The sequence below is a fragment of the Dongia sp. genome (genome assembly GCF_041905885.1).
Lineage (GTDB): Bacteria > Pseudomonadota > Alphaproteobacteria > Dongiales > Dongiaceae > Dongia.
Genome location: NZ_JAYRKD010000021.1, coordinates 60,637 through 80,469, shown reverse-complemented (window position 1 = coordinate 80,469; position 19,833 = coordinate 60,637). Strand labels below are relative to the sequence as shown.

At 65.7% G+C, this 19,833-nt stretch carries 21 protein-coding genes; 19 read left to right on the top strand and 2 right to left on the bottom strand.

The window, feature by feature from the left end:
- Positions 1 to 47 precede the first annotated feature (47 nt).
- From ACH2CY_RS19715 to ACH2CY_RS19670, 10 genes are all read left to right on the top strand, one after another.
- Positions 48 to 1,202, top strand: a complete 1,155-nt coding sequence (locus ACH2CY_RS19715) for an extracellular solute-binding protein (RefSeq protein WP_395021092.1) — start codon at positions 48 to 50, stop codon at positions 1,200 to 1,202.
- Between the two features lie 84 nt (positions 1,203 to 1,286).
- Positions 1,287 to 2,348, top strand: a complete 1,062-nt coding sequence (locus ACH2CY_RS19710) for an ABC transporter ATP-binding protein (protein WP_395021091.1) — start codon at positions 1,287 to 1,289, stop codon at positions 2,346 to 2,348.
- Positions 2,349 to 2,390: 42 nt separating this feature from the next.
- Positions 2,391 to 3,788, top strand: a complete 1,398-nt coding sequence (gene gor / locus ACH2CY_RS19705; RefSeq protein WP_395021090.1) for a glutathione-disulfide reductase — start codon at positions 2,391 to 2,393, stop codon at positions 3,786 to 3,788.
- Positions 3,785 to 4,492, top strand: a complete 708-nt coding sequence (locus ACH2CY_RS19700) for a hypothetical protein (protein WP_395021088.1) — start codon at positions 3,785 to 3,787, stop codon at positions 4,490 to 4,492. Before gor ends, ACH2CY_RS19700 begins: the two co-directional genes overlap by 4 nt.
- Before the next feature lie 80 nt (positions 4,493 to 4,572).
- Complete coding sequence (locus ACH2CY_RS19695; RefSeq protein WP_395021087.1) at positions 4,573 to 4,938, top strand: ArsR/SmtB family transcription factor; 366 nt, start codon at positions 4,573 to 4,575, stop codon at positions 4,936 to 4,938.
- Position 4,939: 1 nt separating this feature from the next.
- A complete protein-coding gene (locus ACH2CY_RS19690) occupies positions 4,940 to 5,401 on the top strand; it encodes an SRPBCC domain-containing protein (RefSeq protein ID WP_395021086.1) in 462 nt (153 codons plus the stop codon).
- A gap of 14 nt (positions 5,402 to 5,415) precedes the next feature.
- Positions 5,416 to 6,066, top strand: coding sequence for a glutathione S-transferase family protein (locus ACH2CY_RS19685; protein ID WP_395021085.1), 651 nt, complete (start codon positions 5,416 to 5,418; stop codon positions 6,064 to 6,066).
- 221 nt (positions 6,067 to 6,287) lie between these two features.
- Positions 6,288 to 7,670 (top strand): class II 3-deoxy-7-phosphoheptulonate synthase, encoded by a 1,383-nt coding sequence (locus tag ACH2CY_RS19680; protein ID WP_395021084.1) that lies wholly within the window; start codon positions 6,288 to 6,290, stop codon positions 7,668 to 7,670.
- On the top strand, positions 7,642 to 8,814 hold the full coding sequence (locus ACH2CY_RS19675) for a nicotinate phosphoribosyltransferase (protein WP_395021083.1): 1,173 nt from the start codon (positions 7,642 to 7,644) through the stop codon (positions 8,812 to 8,814). Before ACH2CY_RS19680 ends, ACH2CY_RS19675 begins: the two co-directional genes overlap by 29 nt.
- Complete coding sequence (locus ACH2CY_RS19670; RefSeq protein WP_395021082.1) at positions 8,801 to 9,121, top strand: antibiotic biosynthesis monooxygenase; 321 nt, start codon at positions 8,801 to 8,803, stop codon at positions 9,119 to 9,121. The genes ACH2CY_RS19675 and ACH2CY_RS19670 overlap by 14 nt, the downstream gene beginning before the upstream one ends.
- Before the next feature lie 4 nt (positions 9,122 to 9,125).
- On the opposite strand, the gene ACH2CY_RS19665 is transcribed toward ACH2CY_RS19670, so the two are convergent.
- The gene (locus ACH2CY_RS19665; protein WP_395021080.1) at positions 9,126 to 9,425 is read right to left on the bottom strand and encodes a hypothetical protein; all 300 of its coding nucleotides are present in this window, start codon (positions 9,423 to 9,425) and stop codon (positions 9,126 to 9,128) included.
- 173 nt (positions 9,426 to 9,598) lie between these two features.
- Between ACH2CY_RS19665 and ACH2CY_RS19660 the strand changes: the two genes are divergently transcribed.
- From ACH2CY_RS19660 to cysS, 3 genes are all read left to right on the top strand, one after another.
- Positions 9,599 to 11,266, top strand: coding sequence for an NAD+ synthase (locus tag ACH2CY_RS19660; RefSeq protein WP_395021079.1), 1,668 nt, complete (start codon positions 9,599 to 9,601; stop codon positions 11,264 to 11,266).
- Between the two features lie 18 nt (positions 11,267 to 11,284).
- Positions 11,285 to 12,625 carry a glutamate--tRNA ligase gene (gene gltX, locus ACH2CY_RS19655; RefSeq protein ID WP_395021076.1) on the top strand — a complete coding sequence of 447 codons (1,341 nt, stop codon included), beginning with the start codon at positions 11,285 to 11,287 and terminating at the stop codon, positions 12,623 to 12,625.
- A gap of 174 nt (positions 12,626 to 12,799) precedes the next feature.
- Positions 12,800 to 14,173, top strand: coding sequence for a cysteine--tRNA ligase (gene cysS, locus ACH2CY_RS19650; RefSeq protein ID WP_395021074.1), 1,374 nt, complete (start codon positions 12,800 to 12,802; stop codon positions 14,171 to 14,173).
- A gap of 132 nt (positions 14,174 to 14,305) precedes the next feature.
- On the opposite strand, the gene ACH2CY_RS19645 is transcribed toward cysS, so the two are convergent.
- A complete protein-coding gene (locus tag ACH2CY_RS19645; protein ID WP_395021073.1) occupies positions 14,306 to 15,013 on the bottom strand; it encodes a FadR/GntR family transcriptional regulator in 708 nt (235 codons plus the stop codon).
- A 180-nt stretch (positions 15,014 to 15,193) separates the two neighbouring features.
- Here ACH2CY_RS19645 and ACH2CY_RS19640 point away from each other — a divergent pair, with 180 nt between their 5' ends.
- The 6 genes from ACH2CY_RS19640 (at position 15,194) to ACH2CY_RS19615 (ending at position 19,833) form a co-directional block, all read left to right on the top strand.
- Entirely contained in the window at positions 15,194 to 16,183 is a 990-nt protein-coding gene (locus ACH2CY_RS19640; protein ID WP_395021072.1) for an ABC transporter substrate-binding protein, read from the top strand.
- A 179-nt stretch (positions 16,184 to 16,362) separates the two neighbouring features.
- Positions 16,363 to 17,181, top strand: coding sequence for an ABC transporter permease (locus ACH2CY_RS19635; RefSeq protein ID WP_395021071.1), 819 nt, complete (start codon positions 16,363 to 16,365; stop codon positions 17,179 to 17,181).
- A 1-nt stretch (position 17,182) separates the two neighbouring features.
- Positions 17,183 to 17,995, top strand: a complete 813-nt coding sequence (locus ACH2CY_RS19630) for an ABC transporter ATP-binding protein (protein ID WP_395021070.1) — start codon at positions 17,183 to 17,185, stop codon at positions 17,993 to 17,995.
- A 4-nt stretch (positions 17,996 to 17,999) separates the two neighbouring features.
- Positions 18,000 to 18,755: an ABC transporter permease gene (locus ACH2CY_RS19625; RefSeq protein ID WP_395021068.1), complete on the top strand. Its 756-nt coding sequence runs from the start codon at positions 18,000 to 18,002 to the stop codon at positions 18,753 to 18,755.
- The gene (locus ACH2CY_RS19620; protein WP_395021067.1) at positions 18,752 to 19,459 is read left to right on the top strand and encodes a fumarylacetoacetate hydrolase family protein; all 708 of its coding nucleotides are present in this window, start codon (positions 18,752 to 18,754) and stop codon (positions 19,457 to 19,459) included. Before ACH2CY_RS19625 ends, ACH2CY_RS19620 begins: the two co-directional genes overlap by 4 nt.
- Before the next feature lie 62 nt (positions 19,460 to 19,521).
- On the top strand, positions 19,522 to 19,833 hold the full coding sequence (locus ACH2CY_RS19615; RefSeq protein ID WP_395021066.1) for a hypothetical protein: 312 nt from the start codon (positions 19,522 to 19,524) through the stop codon (positions 19,831 to 19,833).

The window sequence follows — 19,833 nt, the reverse complement described above, 5'->3', positions numbered from 1 at the left end:
GAAGGAGCGGACGGCATGGTGCCGATCCGCGGTCAATGGAGGGAATGATGAGTTTCGGAGACAGCAAGAAATATGACCGCCTGCTGGAAGCCTATCAGAGCGGCGACGTCGATCGCCGCACGCTTCTGAAGATCATCAGCGGCATGGCGGCCGCGGTTGGCGTGGTCGGCCTGCCGGTTGCCAGCTTCAGCCGCAGCGCATTGGCTGCAGTGGAGAGCATCCGCTTCGACGGCTGGGGCGGCATCGTCTCGGAAGCCTTCCACAACTACGCCTTCCCTCCGTTCACCGAGAAAACCGGCATCAAGGTGGTCGAGGGCGAGTTCGGCGACACCGAGGAATTCCTCTCCCTGGTGAAGGCGGCCCAGCCCGGCGACTACAACATCTTCCTGGTCAGCGGGGTCTACGACTACGCGCGCTTCTGCAAGGCGGGCTTCGGCGAGGCGATCAACGAGGCCAACATCCCGAACCTCAATCTGGTCCTGCCGGCGACGCTCGAGGCCTTCCGTTCGGAATCCGAGGGCAAGCTCTACGCCGTGCCGTTCGACTATGGTGTCACCGGCCTTGCCTATAACCGCAAGTACATCTCCGACGAAGAGGCGAAGGCGCAGGGCGTCAAGCTGCAGTTCGACGAGAAGTACAAGGGCAAGATGGCGCTCTACGACAGCTTCCAGACCCGCGTCTGGATGTCCAGCCTGCATCTCGGCCAGGACCCGCAGGCCGCGACCGACATCAACGCGATCTGGGACGACCTCCGCAAGCAGCGCGAGCTGGTGCTGAAATACTGGAACTCCGGCCAGGAGTTCATCGACCTGATGGCCAAGGAGGAGATCATCCTCTCCGACGGCTGGTCGGGCCGTGTCGCCGCCCTGCAGCAGGACGGCCACGACATCGGCTTCCTCGCCGATGTCGGCTTCGCCTGGCTGGAAGGCCTCTATGTGCTGAAGGGCAGCCCGATGGCGGAAGCCGAGCAGCTCTTGAACTTCTGCATCGAGCCGAAGGTGTCGATCGCCATCGCCGAGGGCCAGAACTATCCCTCGTCGCTCGATCCCACCAAGGTGCCGATGACCGACAAGGTCAAGAAGCTGCCGGCCTATGACGACACCGGCAAGTTCGAGGGCTATGTCTGGGAGAAGGCGAAATACTGGTACGACAACCAGGATGCCTACAAGAAGGAGTGGGAGCGGGTGAAGAAGGGCGCGTAAGCTCCTTCCGCTTTCGAGAGGTCGCCGGTCGCCGCCGCTGTGCGGCGACCGGCCGATCCTAAGCACCATACGGACCGATCGAAGATGAACGCCGTCGAACTCAGCAACGTCACCCGCCGCTTCGGCAATGCGGTCCTCGCCGTCGATGACATCGATCTCGATGTGCCGAAGGGCGCCTTCGTGACCCTGCTCGGGCCTTCGGGCTGCGGCAAGACCACGACCTTGCGCATGATCGCCGGGCTGGAGACGCCGGATGCCGGCGAGGTCCGGATCAACGGAAAACGGATGAACGAGGTCGCGATCCACAAGCGCAACCTCGGCATCGTGTTCCAGAACTACGCGCTCTTCCCGCACAAATCGATCTTCGCCAACGTCGCCTTCGGCCTGAAATACCGTGGCGTCGCCCGGGACGAGATCGAACGGCGGGTGAAGCAGGCCCTCGACATCGTGCGGCTGCCCGGCGTCGAGGAACGCTTCCCGAGCCAGCTCTCCGGCGGCCAGCAGCAGCGTATCGCGCTGGCCCGCGCCTTGGTGATCGAGCCCGACGTGCTGCTCCTGGACGAGCCGCTCTCCGCCCTCGACGCCAACCTGCGCGAGGAGATGCGGGTCGAACTGAAGAACATCCAGCGCCGGGTCGGCGTCGCCACCGTCTTCGTCACCCATGACCAGGGCGAGGCGCTCGCCATGTCCGACATCGTCGTGGTGATGAACAAGGGCAAGATCGAGCAGATGGGCGCCCCCGCCGAGGTCTACGAGCAGCCGCAGAGCGAGTTCGTCGCCAACTTCCTCGGCAACGCCAATTTTCTCACCGCGACCGTGGCGGGCGGCGAAGGCGGCACGATCCAGGCGCGGCTTGCCGACGGCTCGATGTTGCGGGTCGGCGGCGGCGCGACCCGCCAAGTCCATGCCGGCGACACGGTCAAGGTCGTGGTCCGCGCCGAGAAGGTGGTGCTGGGCTCGCCGCAGATCGGCGCGCTGGCCGGCCGGATCATCGACGTCGATTATCTCGGCGCGCTGGCCCGCTACGAGGTGGAGCTCCAGGGCGGCCAGCGGCTGCGGGCGCTCTCCTCCCTGCATGAGAAGGTCCGCGGCCTCGGCGAGACCGTGGGCGTGGCCATCGACCCGGAGCATTGCCGGATCCTCTAGCCGCGCCTACATTTCCCCGTAAGCGGTACGAGGACTGGGCCTATGGCGCTCTATGACTATGACCTGTTTGTGATCGGCGGCGGCTCCGGCGGCGTTCGCGCGGCGCGCATGGCGTCGGGCTACGGCGCCAAGGTCGGGATCGCCGAGGAATACCGCTGGGGCGGCACCTGCGTCATCCGCGGCTGCGTCCCGAAGAAGCTGCTGGTCTACGCATCCCATGTCCATGATGAGATCGCCGACGCCGCCGGCTTCGGCTGGACCATCCCGGAGGCGCAGTTCAGCTGGCCCAAGCTGATCGAGAACAAGGACAAGGAGATCGCGCGGCTGAGCCGGATCTATGTCGAGCTCCTGACCAAGGCCAAGGTCGAGGTGATCGAGGCCCATGCCCGCCTGGTCGATCGGCACACGATCGAGCTCGACGGCCGCCAGGTCCGGGCCAAGACCATCCTGCTCGCCACCGGCGGCAAGCCGGAGCGGCCGCGGATTCCGGGCATCGAGCATTCCATCACCTCGAACGAGGCCTTCCATCTGCCGCACCTGCCGAAGCGGGTCGCGGTGGTCGGCGGCGGCTACATCGCCGCGGAGTTTGCCGGCATCTTCAACGGGCTCGGCGCCAAGACCCATCTCCTCTATCGCGGCGCGCCGCTCCTGCGCGGCTTCGACGGCGACGTCCGCGCCTTCGTGACCGAGGAGATCAGGAAGAAGGGCGTCGATCTGCGCACCAACAGCGATGTCGAGGCGATCGAGCCGGCGGGGACGCATCTGCGCCTGAAGCTGAAGGGCGGCGAGAGCCTGGACGTCGATCAGGTCCTCTATGCCACCGGCCGGGTTCCGAACACCGAGGGGCTCGGCCTCGAGGCGGCCGGCGTCGACGTCGACAAGAAGGGCATCATCCGGGTCGACGGCCATTCCCGGACCTCGATCGAGAACATCTATGCGATCGGCGACTGCACCGACCGGCTCGCTTTGACGCCGGTCGCGATCAAGGAGGCCATGGCCTTTGTCGACACCGTCTTCGGCGGCAAGCCCTGGGCGATGGATCACAGCAACGTGGCCCACGCGGTGTTCTGCCAGCCGCAGGTCGCGACGGTCGGCATGAGCGAGGTGGCGGCACGCAGCGAAGGCCGCCGGCTCGACATCTACAAGACCAATTTCAAGCCGCTCAAGGCGACGCTCTCCGGCTCGACCGAGCGGGTGTTCATGAAGCTGGTGGTCGATCGCGCCAGCCAGGTCGTGCTCGGCGTGCACATGGTCGGCGCCGATGCGGCGGAGATCATCCAGTCGATCGCCATCGCCGTGAAGATGGGCGCCACCAAGGCCCAGTTCGACCAGACGGTGGCGCTCCATCCCACCGCCGCTGAGGAGTTCGTCACCATGCGCACGCCGGAGCCCGAGCCGGTCGAGCCCGGCCTGGAGGATATGCAGGCGGCGGGGGAATGAAGGCCGCGCTGCTGGCGCTTGCGGCCTGCGTTCTCTGCTCGGCCGAAAGCGCGCAAGCGGAGGACTTCTCTGTTGGCGGCTTCACGCTCTCCCGCGGCATCGAGGAGACCCTCAAGACCGGCGGCGAAGCCTGGGATGACGAGGGCAATCACCGGAAATGGAGGGTCACCAAGGAGAGCGAAGAGCCGGTCAGCCGGTATTCGATCTTCGTCTCGACGGGAAAGCTCGGCGAACCGCATGCGGAGCACCATATTGCGGTCTACGCCACCGATCAGCATCAAGCCTTCCTGATGGATTTCAGGGGGGCGTTGGATTCCAACGTGACGACCCAGTCGCGAGACTTCGTGCAAATCTGCGCAGATGATGTGGCGAAGCTGGGCGGGGCTGCGCGGACCGCCCTAGGTGTCACTCTGACGCCTGGCTTGGGTTCCACATTGAGCATTATCGTCGACCGCGACATGCCGCCAGCGGCCAGGACAAGGACTCTCGCAGCGCTCGATGCATATCTCGGCGGCTCGGGTCACCATGTGGAACTGACGCAGACGCTCAAGTTCAAGGCACTCGCCGCCGCGCTCGGACCAGATTTCCGCGGCGCAATCGTGCAGTGCGGGTATCAGGGGGGCATGGAGCCCTATGCGGTCTGGAACACCCGCTTCCTCGACCTGCCGCTCGCCGCCACGATCTTCAACCTCGACCCGGAATAGGCCGCATCCCGCCTCTTGACGCGGGCGCCGCATTCTCCTATCTATTTAACCAGTAGGTTAAATACGAGATGCACGTCGAAATGGACCCCCTGAGCCAAACCTTCGCCTGCCTGGCCGATCCGACGCGCCGCGCCATCCTGGCCCGACTTGCCGAGAGCAGCGTCTCGGTCGGGGAATTGGCCGAGCCCTTCGCCATGAGCCTGCCGGCGATCTCCAAGCATCTCTCGGTGCTGGAGCGCGCCGGGCTCATCGAGCGGGAGCGCGAGGCGCAGTGGCGGCGCTGCGTGCTCAAAGCCGCGCCATTGAAAGGCGCGCATGACTGGCTCGGCGACTATGCGCGGTTCTGGGAGGAATCCCTCGGCCGCATGGAGAAGTATCTCGAGCAATTGCAAGCCGGAGGAGCGAGCGATGCCAAGCCAAAGCGCAAGCGCAAGAAGGCGCGCTGAGATGCCGGCGGACACAGGTTTCGTGCTCAGAGTTTCGAAGCGCCTCAAGGCGCCGCGCGCGCTGGTGTTCAAGATGTTCACCGACGGCGCGCATCTGGCGCGCTGGTTCGGCCCGCTCGGCCATACCTGCACCGAATGCGTGGTCGAGCCCAGGGTCGGCGGCCGCTTCTATGCGGCGCTCAACGGGCCCGACGGGATAATACGCCGAGTCCAGGGCGTCTTCACCGAGCTGACGCCGGATCAGCGCCTGGCCTTCACCTGGGCCTGGCTCGACGAGACTGGCCAGCCGCGCGAGCCGGACCTCAAGACCATCGTCACCATCAGCCTCGTGGCGCTGGGCGACGAGACCGAGCTCCAGCTGCGGCACGACGGCTTCCCCAATGCCGAGCGGGCCGGCATGCACGACAAGGGCTGGGAGAGCAGCTTCGACTGCTTGGCCCAATACCTGGCCGAACGCGCCTGACCCGGGAGGAATCCATGACCGAGCTCTTTCTCTACGGCGGCCCGCACAGCAGCTTCGTGCGCGCGACCCGCATGGCGTTGCTGGAGCGGAACGTGCCCCACACACTGGTGCCCTGCGCGCCGGGCCATGTCGACGGCGAGGCGCGGCATCCCTTCTCGAAGATCCCGTTCCTGCGCTATGGCGACTTCATCCTGGCGGAATCCATCGCCATCATCCGCTTCACCGAGCGCGAGTTCCCGGCCGCACCCTCGCTCTGGCCGTCGGATTCCCGGCGCGCGGCGCTCTGCGACCAGTGGATCAGCGCGGTCAGCGATTCCGTGACCACCCGCATCGGCCGCGGCATCTGTTTCCCGCGCCTGGTATCGCCGGTGCTGGGCTGGCCGGTGGACGAAGCGGCCGTCTTGGCCGCGGTTGAAAAGCTCCCGGCGACGCTCGATGAACTGGAGCGCCCGCTCTCGACCCAGCCCTATCTCACCGGCGCGACCATGGCGCTGGCCGATCTCTACCTCGTGCCGCAGCTCCACTATCTTGGCTTGACCCGGGAGGGGCAGGCGGCCCTGCCGCGCTATCCGGCGATCCAGGCCTGGCGGGCGCGGATGGCGGAACGGCCGAGCGTCCAGTCAACCATCCCGCCCAGCTTCGAGCTGCTGCGGGCGGTCGCCTGAAATCTTGTCCTGGCCTGATGAAAAGTCTCGATCGCCGCGATTGGCCCAGTTAATGCACTGAAATATCAGTGTTATTTATCGCATCGCCAGCGCCGGGCATGGCGCCCAAGCGCCTGCTGCAATTGCATCCGCCGGCCCAACCATCGTATATCCACAGGCCAATGGTTCCCGTGCCAATGGTTGGCCGGGACAAGGGTCGAGAAGCGTAGGGGTACGAGAAGATGGCGGCGAAATGGGCGCCGGATAGCTGGCGGGCGAAGCCGATCAGCCAGATGCCGGAATACCCGGACCAGGCGAAGTTGCACGCGGTCGAGGACAAGCTCCGGGGCTACCCGCCGCTGGTCTTCGCCGGCGAGGCGCGCAGCCTGACCGAGGCGCTCGGCCGGGTGGCGGAAGGCAAGGCCTTCCTGCTGCAGGGCGGCGATTGCGCCGAGAGCTTCGCCGAGTTCTCCGCCAACAACATCCGCGACACCTTCCGCGTTTTGCTGCAGATGGCCGTCGTCCTCACCTTCGGCGCGGCGCTGCCGGTGGTGAAGGTCGGCCGCATGGCCGGCCAGTTCGCCAAGCCGCGCTCCGCGCCGACCGAAGTCATCGACGGCGTCGAACTGCCGAGCTATCGCGGCGACATCATCAACGGCATCGAGTTCACCAAGGAAGCCCGCACGCCGGATCCGGAGCGGCTGGTGCAGAGCTACAACCAGTCGGCGGCCACGCTCAACCTGCTGCGCGCCTTCGCGCAAGGCGGCTTCGCGGATCTCCACAAGGTGCACCGCTGGAACCTCGACTTCGTCGCCGACAGCCCGCTCGGCCATCGCTACAAGGAGATGGCGGACCGGCTGAGCGAAACGCTCGACTTCATGGCCGCCTGCGGCATGACCTCGGACAACAACGCTCAGATCCGCGAGACCGAGTTCTTCACCAGCCATGAGGCCTTGCTGCTCCACTACGAGCAGGCGCTGACCCGCACCGACTCCCTTACCGGCAAGTGGTACGGCTGCTCGGCGCATATGCTTTGGATCGGCGACCGCACGCGGCAGCTCGACTCTGCGCATGTCGAATACATGCGCGGCATCCAGAATCCGCTCGGCCTCAAATGCGGCCCGACCTCGGATCCGGACGAGCTGGTGCGTCTCATTGAGATGCTGAACCCGCAGAACGTGCCCGGCCGCCTCACCCTCATCGCCCGCATGGGCCATGACAAGGTCGAGGCCAAGCTGCCGCCGCTGGTCCGCGCGGTGCAGCGCGCCGGCGCCAAGGTGGTCTGGTCCTGCGACCCGATGCACGGCAACACCATCAAGTCCTCGACCGGCTACAAGACCCGGCCGTTCGACCGCATCCTTACCGAGGTGAAGAACTTCTTCGCGGTGCATCGCGCGGAAGGCTCTTACGCCGGCGGTGTCCATTTCGAGATGACCGGCCAGGACGTCACCGAATGCATCGGCGGCGCCAAGGCGGTCACCGAGGAAGCCCTGGCCGATCGCTACCACACTCATTGCGACCCGCGTCTCAATGCAACCCAGGCCCTCGAACTGGCCTTCCTGATTGCTGAGCAGTTGAAAGCGGAGCGTGTTGGCCATGGACAGCGGATCGCCGCAGCCTCCTAAAGGACCCGCCGCCGGACCTTCGGAAGATTCGATTGCCGACTGGACGGATCACTACTTCCTGAAAACCAAGGCGACGGTGGCGCGCTTCGGCGACAGCACCGTCACCTACGCCGTCTTCATGCGCCGACCGGTGGTCTCGGCGCCGCGCCTGGCCCTGGACTGGCTGCAGTCGATCGCCAAGGAACGCGGCACCGAGTTCAAGGTCGATCTCATCTACCCGGAAGGGAAGTGGGTCGGCGCCGGCGAGCCGATCATGTACATCACCGGCTCGCTGGTGCATCTCTCGGACCTCGAGACCATCCTGCTGATGAAGCTGGGGCCGGCCTGCGTCGCCGCCTTCAACGCCTTCACCATGTGCGCCGATCTTCCCGCCGTCGCCTTCCTGGCGATGGACGCGCGGCACTGCGCCGGCCTGGAGATGGCGGAGATCATGGCTTATGCCGCCTCGGTCGGCTCAGCCCGGGCGAGGCGCAAGGTCGGCGCCAAGGGCTTCATCGGCAACGCCACCGAAGCGACCGCGCATTACTTCGGCCAGGAACACGCACTCGGCACCATGCCCCACGCGCTGATCGGCTACGCCGGCTCGACTTTGCGCGCCGCCGAGATGTTCCACGAGACCTTCCCCGACCAGCCGATGACCGTGCTGGTCGATTACTTCGGCCGCGAGGTCACGGACTCCTTGACCGTGGCGCGCCGTTTCCCGACGCTCGCCGCGGAAGGGAAACTCTCGGTCCGCCTCGACACGCCGGGCAGCCGCTTCGTCGAGGGCCTGGACCCGACCGCGTCTTACGCGGTGCTGGAGCGCCATGTGCCGCGCGTGCTGCGCGGCTATCGCTCCGAGCAGGAGCTGCGCCACCTGGTCGGCGCGGGCGTCTCGGCTTCCGCGATGTGGCATATGCGCGATGCCTTGAACCGCGAGGGCTTCCAGCGGGTGAAGATCGTCGCGTCCTCGGGCTTCGACCCGGCGAAGTGCAAGGTGATGGCGGAAAGCCTCGCGCCGATGGACGTGATCGGCACCGGCTCCTTCCTGCCGTCGCGCTGGACCGAGACCTACGCCACCGCCGACATCATCGAATACGACGGCGTGAAGCGCGTGAAGATCGGCCGCGAGTTCCTGTTCCGGAAGTCCGATGGCGATCGCTAGGGTCTGGAGCTGCCGCGCGGATCCCCGGGATCCCGAGGCCTATCCTCGGCACTTCAAGGACAAGGTGCTGCCGGAGCTCGACGCCATCCCCGGCTTCCTCGGCGCCATGCTGATGCGCCGCGAGGTCGAGGGCGCGATCGAATACACGGTGCTGACCCGCTGGGTCTCGATGGACGTGATCCGCCGCTTCACCGGCCGCGACCTCAACGCCGCCGTGGTCGATCCCAACGTCGCGGCCAAGCTCATCGACTACGACAAGACCGTCACGCACAGCGAGATCATGGAGAAGTTCTGGTCGACGCGGTGAGGCGTCACTCCCCCGGCGCGGTCGCGAACGGCACTTCGCTCCAGACATAGCCCATCTCGTTGCTGTTGGGCTTGCGCGAGTATTCCAAGAGCCAGGTCTTGCCGGTCTTGGTATCGACCAGCATGTTGACCTTGGTGCGGCCATGGACCAGGTCGCGGTCCGGCTGGTCCAGCACCATCAGGATATAGCGGTTGCCGGCCGGCTCGATCACCGGCGTCGGCACCAGCTCGTCGGCATAGTTCTGGGCGAAAGCAGGGCCGGCGGACACCAACGCCAAGAGGCCGGCAAATGCGAGTTTGGTCACCATCTTCCTCCGAAACCGCCCCAAATGGATTGTCTCACCGCGCATCCCGGCCGAACAAGCTTCAATTCCCGTGCCAAATACCCGTTAATCATGGCTGATTTGCCGGTTGGCCGCATTGAATCCCCCCGTTCCGGCCGTTAAGGTCACTCGAAACACGGTGAATCTGACGAATTATGACCGATACGCTGCGCATTTCCCTGGCCCAGTTCAACCCGACCGTCGGTGACGTCGCGGGCAATGCCGATCTGGTTCGCAAGGCCCGCAAACAGGCTGCGGCGGACCAGGCCGACCTCGTGATGCTGAGCGAGCTCTTCCTCTGCGGCTATCCGCCGGAGGACCTGGTGCTGAAACCTGCTTTCCAGCAGGCCTGCCGCGCCGCCGCCGAGCAGCTGGCGGCCGAGACCGCCGACGGCGGCCCGGCCGTGCTGCTGGGACTGCCCTGGGTCGACGAAGGCAAGCTCTACAACGCGGTCGCGCTGCTGGACGGCGGCAAGATCGCCGCGACTCGCTTCAAGGCGGATCTCCCGAACTACGGCGTGTTTGACGAGAAGCGGGTGTTCGCGGCCGGCGGCAACCAGAGCCCGATCAACTTCCGCGACGTGCGCTTGGGGTTGCCGATCTGCGAGGATATCTGGGGTTCGGAGGTGGTCGAGTGCCTGGCGGAATCCGGCGCCGACATCCTGCTGGTGCCGAACGGCAGCCCCTATGAGCATGACAAGCTCGACGTGCGCACAACTTTGGTCAAACGCCGGATCGAGGAGAACGGCCGCCCGATCGTCTACCTGAACCAGGTCGGCGGGCAGGACGAGGTCATCTTCGACGGCGCCAGCTTCGTGATGAACGGCGACCAGATGATCGCCGTGCAGATGCCGGCCTTCGCGGAATCACAGACGCTGACCGTCTGGAAGCGCAAGGGCAATAACGGCTGGGTCTGCGAGGCGGGCCTGATGGCGCCGCAGCCCTCCGTGCTCGAGAGCGTCTACCAGGCGATGATGCTGGGCCTGCGCGACTATGTGAACAAGAACCGCTTCCCCGGCATCCTGCTCGGCCTCTCCGGCGGCATCGATTCCGCGATCTCGGCGGCGGTCGCGGTCGATGCGCTGGGCGCCGACCGGGTGCGCGCCTTCATGCTGCCGTCGCCCTATACAAGCGACGACAGCATCGTCGATGCGCAGAAATGCGCCGACCTGCTTGGCATCGTGCATGACACGGTCCCGATCGAGCGCGCGATGCATGCCTTCGAGGAGATGACCCGCGACGTCTTCGCCGGCCGCGGCCATGACGTGACCGAGGAGAACGTGCAGAGCCGCATCCGCGGCGTCACCCTGATGGCGATCTCCAACAAGCTCGGCTCGATGCTGCTCACCACCGGCAACAAGTCGGAGATGTCGGTCGGCTACGCGACGCTCTACGGCGACATGTGCGGCGGCTACTCGGTCCTGAAGGACATCTACAAGACCATGGTCTACAAGCTCTGCGACTGGCGGAACGCGCACAAGCCGGCCGATGCGCTGGGGCCGAGCGGCGCCGTGATGCCGGAACGCGTCATCACCAAGGCGCCGACCGCCGAGCTTCGTCCCAACCAGACCGACCAGGATTCGCTCCCGCCCTACGAGATCCTGGACGGCATCCTGGAATGCCTGATCGAGCACGAGATGACGGTCGAGCAGATCGTGGCCAAGGGATTCGAGCGCGCGACCGTGCTCAGGGTCTGGCGCATGCTGGACCTCGCCGAATACAAGCGGCGCCAGGCCCCGCCGGGGGTGAAGATCACCAGCCGGGCCTTCGGCCGCGATCGGCGCTACCCGATCACCAACGGCTTCAAAGCACCGAAACAGTGATGGATCGGTGATGGCCCCATGTCGATCCGTGTTCGCTTTGCTCCAAGCCCCACCGGGCGGCTGCATGTCGGAAACATCTACGTCGCGCTGAACAACTGGCTGTTCGCGAAGAAGGCGGGCGGCCAGTTCCTGCTGCGTCTCGACGACACCGACCGCGAGCGCTCAACCCTCGCCTTCGCCGCGATCATCGAGGACGACCTCAAATGGCTCGGCCTGAAATGGGACGAGTTCACCCGCCAGTCCGACCGCATCGATACCTACGAGGCGGCCGCCGCCAAGCTGAAGGCCGCGGGCCGGCTCTATGCCTGCTACGAGACGGCGGAGGAACTGGCCCTGCGCCGCAAGGTGCAGCTCTCCCAGGGCAAGCCGCCGGTCTATGACCGCGCCGCATTGAACCTCACCGATGCCGACCGCGCCAAGCTGGAGGCCGAGGGGCGCCGGCCGCATTGGCGCTTCAAGCTGGAGCCGCGCAACGTCACCTGGAACGACCTGGTGCGCGGCCCCCAGCATATCGATGAGAGCAGCCAGTCCGACCCGATCCTGATCCGCGAGGACGGCACCTTTCTCTACACCTTGCCCTCGGTGGTGGACGATGTGGAGCTGAAGGTCAGCCACGTGATCCGCGGCAACGACCATGTCACCAACACCGCGACCCAGATCCAGATCTACGAGGCGCTGGGCGCCGCGGTGCCGACCTTCGCCCATCTGCCGTTGCTGGTCGATGCCAGCGGCGAGGGGCTGTCGAAGCGTTTGGGCTCGCTCTCGATCATGCAGATGCGCGAGGACGGCCTGGAGCCGATGGCGATCAATGCCTACCTGGCGCATATCGGCGCCGGCGGGACGATCGAGCCGGTCGGCAGCCTCGACGCCCTGGTGAAGGATCATGACCTCTCCCGCTTCGGCAAGACCTCGCCGCGCTTCGACCCGGAGGAGCTGAAGCATCTCAACGCCCGGCAGCTCCACGCAACGAGCTTCGAAGCGGTGAAGCCACAGCTGGCCGCACTCAACTTCGGCCAGGTCGATTCCGCTCTCTGGGATGCGGCGCGTGGGAACCTGGAGAAGATCGGCGATATCGCTCTCTGGCAGCAGATCTGCCGGTCGGAGATCGCCCCTGTGGTGGCGGATGGCGGCTTCGCCTCGAAGGCCGCCGAGCTATTGCCCAGCGAGCCCTGGGACGCCGAGACCTGGAAGACCTGGACCCAGACCGTGCAGAAGAGCACCGGCCGCAAGGGCAAGGAGCTGTTCATGCCGCTCCGCCTGGCGCTGACGGGATTGGATCACGGCCCGGAGCTTAAGGTGCTGCTGCCCCTGATTGGCCGCGACCGCGCGCTGAAGCGGTTGCGCGGGGAGCGGGCGTGAACTGGATGGCGCCACTTTCTCCGCCGTCATCCCGGGACTTGGTCCCGGGATCCACGCCTTTCCTTCTTCACGCTGCCAAGGCGTGGATCCCGGCGCCGAGCGCCGGGATGACGGACTGTTGTTGCGTTGAGTAGGCAAACGGCGCGCAGTCCCCTCAAAGCAACGAGCGATACGATGACCATCCACCTCCACAACACCCTCACGCGCGAGAAGCAGGTCTTCGAGCCGATCGATCCCAAAAACGTCCGCATGTATGTCTGCGGTCCGACGGTCTACGACTATGCGCATATCGGCAATGCGCGCCCCGTCGTCGTGTTCGACGTGCTGGCACGGCTGCTGCGGCACACCTACGGCAAGGACCAGGTCACCTATGTCCGCAACATCACGGACATCGAGGACAAGATCATGGAGGCCGCCAAGCAGAACGGCGAGACCATCGAGCAGGTCACCCGGCGCACCACCCAGTGGTATCACGACGACATGGGCGCGCTCGGCGCTTTGCCGCCGGACAAGGAGCCGCGCGCGACCGAGTATGTCCCGCAGATGATCGCCATGATCGCCGCCTTGGAGAAGAAGGGCCACGCCTACGCGGCGGAAGGCCATGTCCTCTTCAACGTGCCGTCGATGGAGGAATACGGAAAGCTCTCCAAGCGCAGCCTGGACGACCTGATCGCGGGTGCCCGCGTCGAAGTGGCACCCTACAAGAAGCACCCGGCGGATTTCGTGCTGTGGAAGCCGAGCACGGCCGACCAGCCGGGCTGGGATTCGCCCTGGGGCCGCGGCCGGCCGGGCTGGCATATCGAATGCTCCGCCATGTCGGGTGAGATCCTGGGCGAGGTCTTCGACATCCACGGCGGCGGCCTCGACCTCATCTTCCCGCATCATGAGAACGAGATCGCGCAGAGCCGTTGCGCCCACGGCAGCAAGGTCATGGCGCGCTATTGGCTGCACAACGGCTTCGTGCAGGTGAACGGCACCAAGATGTCGAAGAGCCTTGGCAACTACTTCACCGTCCACGAGCTGCTGGAGGAGGGGCATCGCGGCGAGGCAATCCGCCTCGCATTGCTCTCGGCGCATTACCGCCAGCCGATCGACATCACCCGCGACGGGCTCCGGGAAGCGAAGACGGCGCTCGACCGCTTCTATACCGCGCTCGCCAAGGCCGTGGTCGATGCGACGCCGCAACCGAACGACCACATCCTCGCGGCGCTGGCCGACGACCTCAACACGCCGCTCGCACTCTCCGAGATGCACGAGCTGGTCTCCAAACTGAACAAGGCGGAGCTGCCCGAGGAGAAGCGGGCGCTCAAGGCGGCACTGCTCGGCGCCGGTGCGCTGCTGGGCCTGCTGGAGCAGGACCCCGCGGCCTGGTTCCAGGCGAGCGGCGGCGGGCTGCAGGCGGCGGAGATCGACCGCCTGATCCAGGCCAGGAAGATGGCGCGCAAGGCCAAGGATTTCGCCGAGGCCGATCGGATCCGCAAGGCGCTCAGCGATGCCGGCGTCATCCTGGAAGACGGGCCGCAAGGGACGACTTGGAAACGCGCTTAGTAAGATTCTTGCGCCTGCGAGGGATATAAAAGCTGGCCGCCTCAACGGGTTAAGCCGTGTCTTGACAATGCTCACACCGGGGTGTACGGTCTTGACGACCTCAGGAGCGGCGAAACGGAATCCGTCTCGAGGCTAGGCCAAAGCGAGTGACGCCTCCGGCCGGCGCTCCGGCTCATTGGGGCGCAGCAGATTGCGCTCGACGCTTTCCAGGTGTTTGCGCATCGCCGCGGCGGCGCGGTCGAGATCGCGGTCGGCGATCGCGCTGACGATCGCCTCATGCTCGGCGAAGGAGTGGTGATCCGGCGCGGGCTTCACCTTGTTGACCCGCAGGCGGCCCCAGACCAGCGCGCGGCGCACGGCGTTCAAGGTATCGAGCAGGGCGAGCAGCAGGGCGTTCTGCGTCGATTCCGCGATCACGCGGTGCAGGCGGTTGTCCCAGGCCTCATACTGCCGCCAGGTCTGCGCGGCGCGGCATTTCTGCAGGCAGAGCCGCATCTCGGCGATGTGCTCCGAAGTGGCGTTGAGGGCCGCCATGCGCGCGACCTCAGGCTCCAGCAGCAGCCGGGTACGCATCGCCTCCGCCGGGTTGGTGCGCTTGGTGATCGCGGCGACGTCGGCATGGCTGTCGATCGGCCGGCTGCCGATGAAGGTGCCTTTGCCGACATGGCGCCAGATCTGGTTCTCGGCCTCGAGCACCGCCAGCGCCTTGCGCAGGTCGGCGCGGCTGACACCGAGCGCCTCCGCCAGCTCGCGCTCGGCCGGCAACCGGCTGTCCACCGGCAGCTCCATATTGGCGAGATAGGCGCGCAGCCGCGCCAGCGCTTCGTCGGAACCGATCATTTCAATCTTCAACCAATCCAGTAATTGGTTGTCGAAATATCCACGAATATCTCAGGAATTTCAAGTCTATCTCTGATGCGCGCTTGCGCCATTCGAAAACCAATATAAGAATGGTCAATACCAAGCCAGAGCCAGAAGGCTCATCGAAGCAACGGCAATTGGGAGGAGGAGAAAATGCAAATGAGGGACATCACGCGGGCTTTCGGCGCGGCCTTGGTCGCGGCGGCGCTCGCTTTCGGCGCGGCGGCGCCGGCGGCCGCGGAGGGCAAGATCCGCATCGCCTTTGGCGACATCGCTACGGTGGAGACGCTGAACTTCCTGATCGCCATCGAGCGCGCCAAGGAGCGCGGCGTCGATGTCGAGGTCGCCTTCCTGAAATCCGAGGACGTCGCCTCGCAGGCGGTGGTCGGCGGCCAGTCGGATATCGGCGTCGGCACGCCCTACGCGCTCATTCAGAAGGTGAAGGCGCCGATCCGGCTGTTCTACCAGATGAGCAACCTGCGCTTCTTCCCGGTGGTCAACACCGAGTTCTACAAGAGCTGGAAGGATCTCGACGGCCAGGAGATCGCCGTGCATGCCCGCGGTTCCGGCACCGAGGCCATCATGAAGCTGATGGCGCAGAAGAACGGCATCACCTACAGCAACATCTCCTACGTGCCGGGCTCGGAAGTGCGTGCCGGCGCGCTGCTCCAGGGCAACGTGAAGGCCTCGATCGTCGACTCCACCAACAAGAAGCTGCTGGATTCGAAGGCGCCGGGCAAGTTCGCGGTGCTGCCGATGGAAGGCGTCAACGCCACCGATGAGGCGCTCTATGCCAACACCGAGTTCCTGAAGGCGCAGGCGCCGGCGGTGGAGATCCTGGTCGAGGAGCTGCTGAAGACCTGGCGCGAGATCAACGCCAATCCGGCGGTCGTCGCCGATCTGCGGAAGAAGTACAATCTGCTGGCCGACCTGCCGGCGGATCTCGAGGGCGAGGTCGTGCCGTATTACGAGGAGTCGGTGGCGAACAAGGCCTTCCCGACCGACGGCGGCAGCGAGGCGGCGGTGAAGGACGACTTCGCCTTCTATAGCCTCGCTGGCCAGATCGAGGGCGATCCATCCGACCTCAAGGTCGAGGACTTCTGGACTTTCGAGCCGCTGCAGAAAGCCTCGGCCAAGGTGGGGCCGTAAGGGCACGTGCAAATACGGAACTGGCCTTACTGATCTCGTCATCCTCCGCCCAGGTTTGCGGACCTTCGTCCGCGGGGGGCGGAGGATCCACGAGTTTCTATCGAGTGACGGATGCAAACTCGTGGATGGTCCGCCTTCGCGGACCATGACGAGAATGGGGAACGGAAGGCAGCAAGGGCGTGGACGTCAGGGTCGAAGACATCGTCGCCGCGCAGATTGCCGCGGAGCCGGACCAGAAGCGGCGCAGCCGCCGCCAGCTGTTGTGGTGGCGGCTGGCGTCCATCGCCTTGTTCTGCGGCGCCTGGGAGGCGGCAGGGCGGGTGCCGATCAATCTTGCCTTTCCGACCTTCTTGGATACGGTCGCCGCTTTCGGCGGGATGGTGGCCGACGGCTCGATCTTCAGGGCCTACTTCCTCACGCTGCAGCCGCTGGTGATCGGCGTGGTCCTCTCGGCGTTGATCGGCGTCTCGGCCGGTGTCGCCATGGGTTTGCGCAAGAGCGTCGAATGGGCCGCGGCGCCGGTCTTCATCGTGCTCCAGGCGGCACCGGTCGCGGCACTCATCCCGATGGTCACCTTCATCTACGGCATCGGCATGACCGCCAAGGTGATCTCGGTTTGCCTGCTGGCCCTGCCGGTGATCGTGCTCAATTCCTACAAGGCGGTCTCCAACGTCAATCCGTCGCTGGTCGCGATGTGCCGCTCCTTCCTCGGCAGCAGGATGCAGCAGATCGTCAAGATCATCCTGCCGGATGCCAGCCCGGTGATCTTCGCCGGATTGCGGCTCGGCATCTCCGCCGGCTTCATCGGCATCATCCTCGCCGAGCTGCTGATCACCCCGACCGGGATCGGCGACCTCATCACCTATCACCGGGCGGTCGCGAACTACGCCGAGATGTACGCGGTGATCGCCTCGGTCATCGTCTTCTCCGCCGCCACCTTGAGTCTGTTGCAATGGGCCGAACGAACCATGTTCCGGCCGGAAAAGAGCAGGGCATAGAATGGTTGCCGCCAAACGCGTCGTCTCGATCCACCCCGCGGCCCAGGATGCCCAAGCCCCCGGCATCATCGCGGTCCGCGGCATCAACAAGGTTTATCCCGGCGGCGTGCATGCGCTCAAAGACATCGATCTGGATTTTTCGGCCGGTGCGCTGACCACGCTGCTCGGCCCCAGCGGCTGCGGCAAGACCACGCTCCTGAAGATCATCGCCGGCCTGCTGGCGCCGACCGCGGGCGAGATCCTGGTGAAGGGCGAGAAGGTCACCGGCCCCGGGCCGGAGCGCGCCTTTGTGTTCCAGGATTTCGCGCTGATGCCCTGGGCGACGGTGCTGCGCAACGTCGCCTTCGGCCTCGAGCTCCGCGGCATGCCGGTGAAGCAGCGCAACGAGATCGCGCGCACCCATATCGCCGAGGTCGGCCTCGCCGGTTTCGAGGAGAAGTATCCGCATGAGCTTTCCGGCGGCATGCGCCAGCGCGTGGGCCTCGCCCGGGCGCTGGCGGTCGAGGCCGACGTGCTGCTGCTGGACGAGCCGTTCTCCGCGGTCGACGAGCAGACCCGGCGGAAGTTCCAGGAGGACCTGCTGCGGCTGCGCGAGGTCGAGAAGAAGACCTTCATCTTCGTCACCCACAGCATCGAGGAGGCGGTCTATCTCTCCGACCGCATCGTGCTGCTGTCGCGCCGGCCGGGCCGCATCGAGCAGGTGATCGCGCCCCGGATCGACCGCTCCGGCACGCCCGACGAGATCCGCCGCGACCGCGCCTATCTCGATACGGTCGAGGAGATCTGGCAGGGCCTCCGGCAGTTCGTGGATTGATGCCATGAATCTGTTCGGCTACCGCCTGCCGATGATGTCGTCGCTGCTGCTCTGGATCGCGGTCTGGGAGATCGTCGGCCGCACCGAGGCCGTGCTGCTGTTCCCGCCGTTCAGCGGCGTGGTGATGAGCCTCGGCGAGCTCATCTATTCGCCGAAGTTCTGGACGGCGACCTGGACCACCTTGCGCGCCTTCGGCATCGGCATGGTGCTGGCGATCCTGGTCGGCGTCGCGCTCGGCATCCTGATGGGGCGGGTGAAGGCGGCCGAGAACCTGCTCGGCATGTGGGTCAATGTCTTCGTCAGCGCGCCGCTCTCGGCCCTGGTGCCGGTGCTGATGATCCTGTTCGGCATGGGCGAGACCACGATCGTGGTCAGCGTCTTCCTGTTCGCGGTCTGGATCATCGTGCTCGACACCCAGGCGGGGGTGAAGAGTGTTGCGCCCTCGCTGATCGAGATGAGCCGCAGCTTCGGCGCGAAGCCGCCGGCGCTCTACGCCAAGATCATCTTCTGGGCGGCGCTGCCGGAGATCCTGGCCGGGATCCGGCTGGGCTTCATCCGCGGCGTCAAGGGCGTGGTCATCGGCCAGCTGCTGGTCTCGATCATCGGCTATGGCGAGCTGTTCGAGCTCTATTCGCGCAACTTCCTGATGGAGGAGTTCTGGGCGCTGACCCTGGTGCTGTTCGCCTTCGCCCTGATCGTCGCCGAGCTGATCGGCATGCTTGAGAAACGCATCGAATTTTACGCGGGAGTGAGACAATGAATGTTCAGACGACCGACGCGCGCTATGTCTTCGCGCCGTCTCCGGTGCCGGCGCTGCCGATCAAGGGCAGCGACAAGCTGTTTCCCGTGCACCGGATCTACTGCGTCGGCCGGAACTATGCCGAGCATGCGATCGAGATGGGCCACGACCCGAACCGCGAGGCGCCGTTCTTCTTCCAGAAGAATCCGGACACCTTGGTGAAGAACGACGGCGTCTTTCCCTATCCGGATGCGTCGAACGACGTGCACCACGAGCTGGAGATGGTGGTGGCGCTGAAATCCGGCGGCAAGGACATCCCGGTGGAGAAGGCGCTGGATCATGTCTTCGGCTATGCGGTCGGGCTCGACATGACGCGCCGCGACCTGCAGGGCGAGGCGAAGAAGGCGGGCCGGCCCTGGGAGGTCGGCAAGGCTTTCGAAGCCGCGGCGCCTTGTTCCGAGCTGGTGGCGGCAACCGAGATCGGCCATCCGGCAAAGGGCGCCGTGACCTTGAAGGTCAACGGCGCGTTGAAGCAGCAGGGCGATCTCAACCAGCTGATCTGGAAGGTGCCGGAGATGATCGCCTATCTCTCCGGCCTGTTCGAGCTCAGGGCCGGCGACCTCATCTATTCCGGCACGCCGGCCGGCGTCGGCCCGGTGAAGAAGGGCGACAAGCTGCTGGGCGCGGTCGAGGGCGTCGGCGAGCTCCGGATCACAGTGGGGTAGGAACCTGGGGCCGTTCCGGCGTATTGATCTCCGCGAGGGTGCGCGGTCGGTCGGAACGGGCGATGCTGAAGCAGGAAGACCAGGAGCGGGCGGAACGGCGGCTGGAGAAGCTGATCTCCCGCCTGCCGCGCGGCTTCGCCGGCTTCATCCGCGGCGTGCGCAAGCCGGAGCTCTTCTGGCTGCGCCTGCCGCTGGGCATTGCGCTGATCGGTGCCGGGTTCATCGGCTTCCTGCCGGTGCTCGGCTTCTGGATGGCGCCACTGGGGGTGATCCTGCTGGCGCAGGATTTCGCCCCGGCGCGGCGCGGCCTCTACCGGCTGATCAACTGGACCGCGGTCAAGCGCCCGCATTGGTTCGGCGAGCAGGCGGCCTGA

Excerpts from the sequence above, each read along its gene's own strand:
- ACH2CY_RS19680 (WP_395021084.1), top strand. The coding sequence starts at position 6,288 with ATGGCGGCGAAATGGGCGCCGGATAGCTGGCGGGCGAAGCCGATCAGC.
- ACH2CY_RS19690 (WP_395021086.1), top strand. The coding sequence starts at position 4,940 with ATGCCGGCGGACACAGGTTTCGTGCTCAGAGTTTCGAAGCGCCTCAAG.
- ACH2CY_RS19685 (WP_395021085.1), top strand. The coding sequence starts at position 5,416 with ATGACCGAGCTCTTTCTCTACGGCGGCCCGCACAGCAGCTTCGTGCGC.
- ACH2CY_RS19670 (WP_395021082.1), top strand. The coding sequence starts at position 8,801 with ATGGCGATCGCTAGGGTCTGGAGCTGCCGCGCGGATCCCCGGGATCCC.
- ACH2CY_RS19710 (WP_395021091.1), top strand. The coding sequence starts at position 1,287 with ATGAACGCCGTCGAACTCAGCAACGTCACCCGCCGCTTCGGCAATGCG.
- ACH2CY_RS19645 (WP_395021073.1), bottom strand. The coding sequence starts at position 15,013 with ATGATCGGTTCCGACGAAGCGCTGGCGCGGCTGCGCGCCTATCTCGCC.
- ACH2CY_RS19630 (WP_395021070.1), top strand. The coding sequence starts at position 17,183 with ATGGTTGCCGCCAAACGCGTCGTCTCGATCCACCCCGCGGCCCAGGAT.
- ACH2CY_RS19715 (WP_395021092.1), top strand. The coding sequence starts at position 48 with ATGAGTTTCGGAGACAGCAAGAAATATGACCGCCTGCTGGAAGCCTAT.
- ACH2CY_RS19615 (WP_395021066.1), top strand. The coding sequence starts at position 19,522 with ATGCTGAAGCAGGAAGACCAGGAGCGGGCGGAACGGCGGCTGGAGAAG.
- ACH2CY_RS19660 (WP_395021079.1), top strand. The coding sequence starts at position 9,599 with ATGACCGATACGCTGCGCATTTCCCTGGCCCAGTTCAACCCGACCGTC.
- gor (WP_395021090.1), top strand. The coding sequence starts at position 2,391 with ATGGCGCTCTATGACTATGACCTGTTTGTGATCGGCGGCGGCTCCGGC.
- ACH2CY_RS19675 (WP_395021083.1), top strand. The coding sequence starts at position 7,642 with ATGGACAGCGGATCGCCGCAGCCTCCTAAAGGACCCGCCGCCGGACCT.
- ACH2CY_RS19640 (WP_395021072.1), top strand. The coding sequence starts at position 15,194 with ATGAGGGACATCACGCGGGCTTTCGGCGCGGCCTTGGTCGCGGCGGCG.
- gltX (WP_395021076.1), top strand. The coding sequence starts at position 11,285 with ATGTCGATCCGTGTTCGCTTTGCTCCAAGCCCCACCGGGCGGCTGCAT.
- ACH2CY_RS19700 (WP_395021088.1), top strand. The coding sequence starts at position 3,785 with ATGAAGGCCGCGCTGCTGGCGCTTGCGGCCTGCGTTCTCTGCTCGGCC.
- ACH2CY_RS19620 (WP_395021067.1), top strand. The coding sequence starts at position 18,752 with ATGAATGTTCAGACGACCGACGCGCGCTATGTCTTCGCGCCGTCTCCG.
- ACH2CY_RS19625 (WP_395021068.1), top strand. The coding sequence starts at position 18,000 with ATGAATCTGTTCGGCTACCGCCTGCCGATGATGTCGTCGCTGCTGCTC.
- ACH2CY_RS19695 (WP_395021087.1), top strand. The coding sequence starts at position 4,573 with ATGGACCCCCTGAGCCAAACCTTCGCCTGCCTGGCCGATCCGACGCGC.
- cysS (WP_395021074.1), top strand. The coding sequence starts at position 12,800 with ATGACCATCCACCTCCACAACACCCTCACGCGCGAGAAGCAGGTCTTC.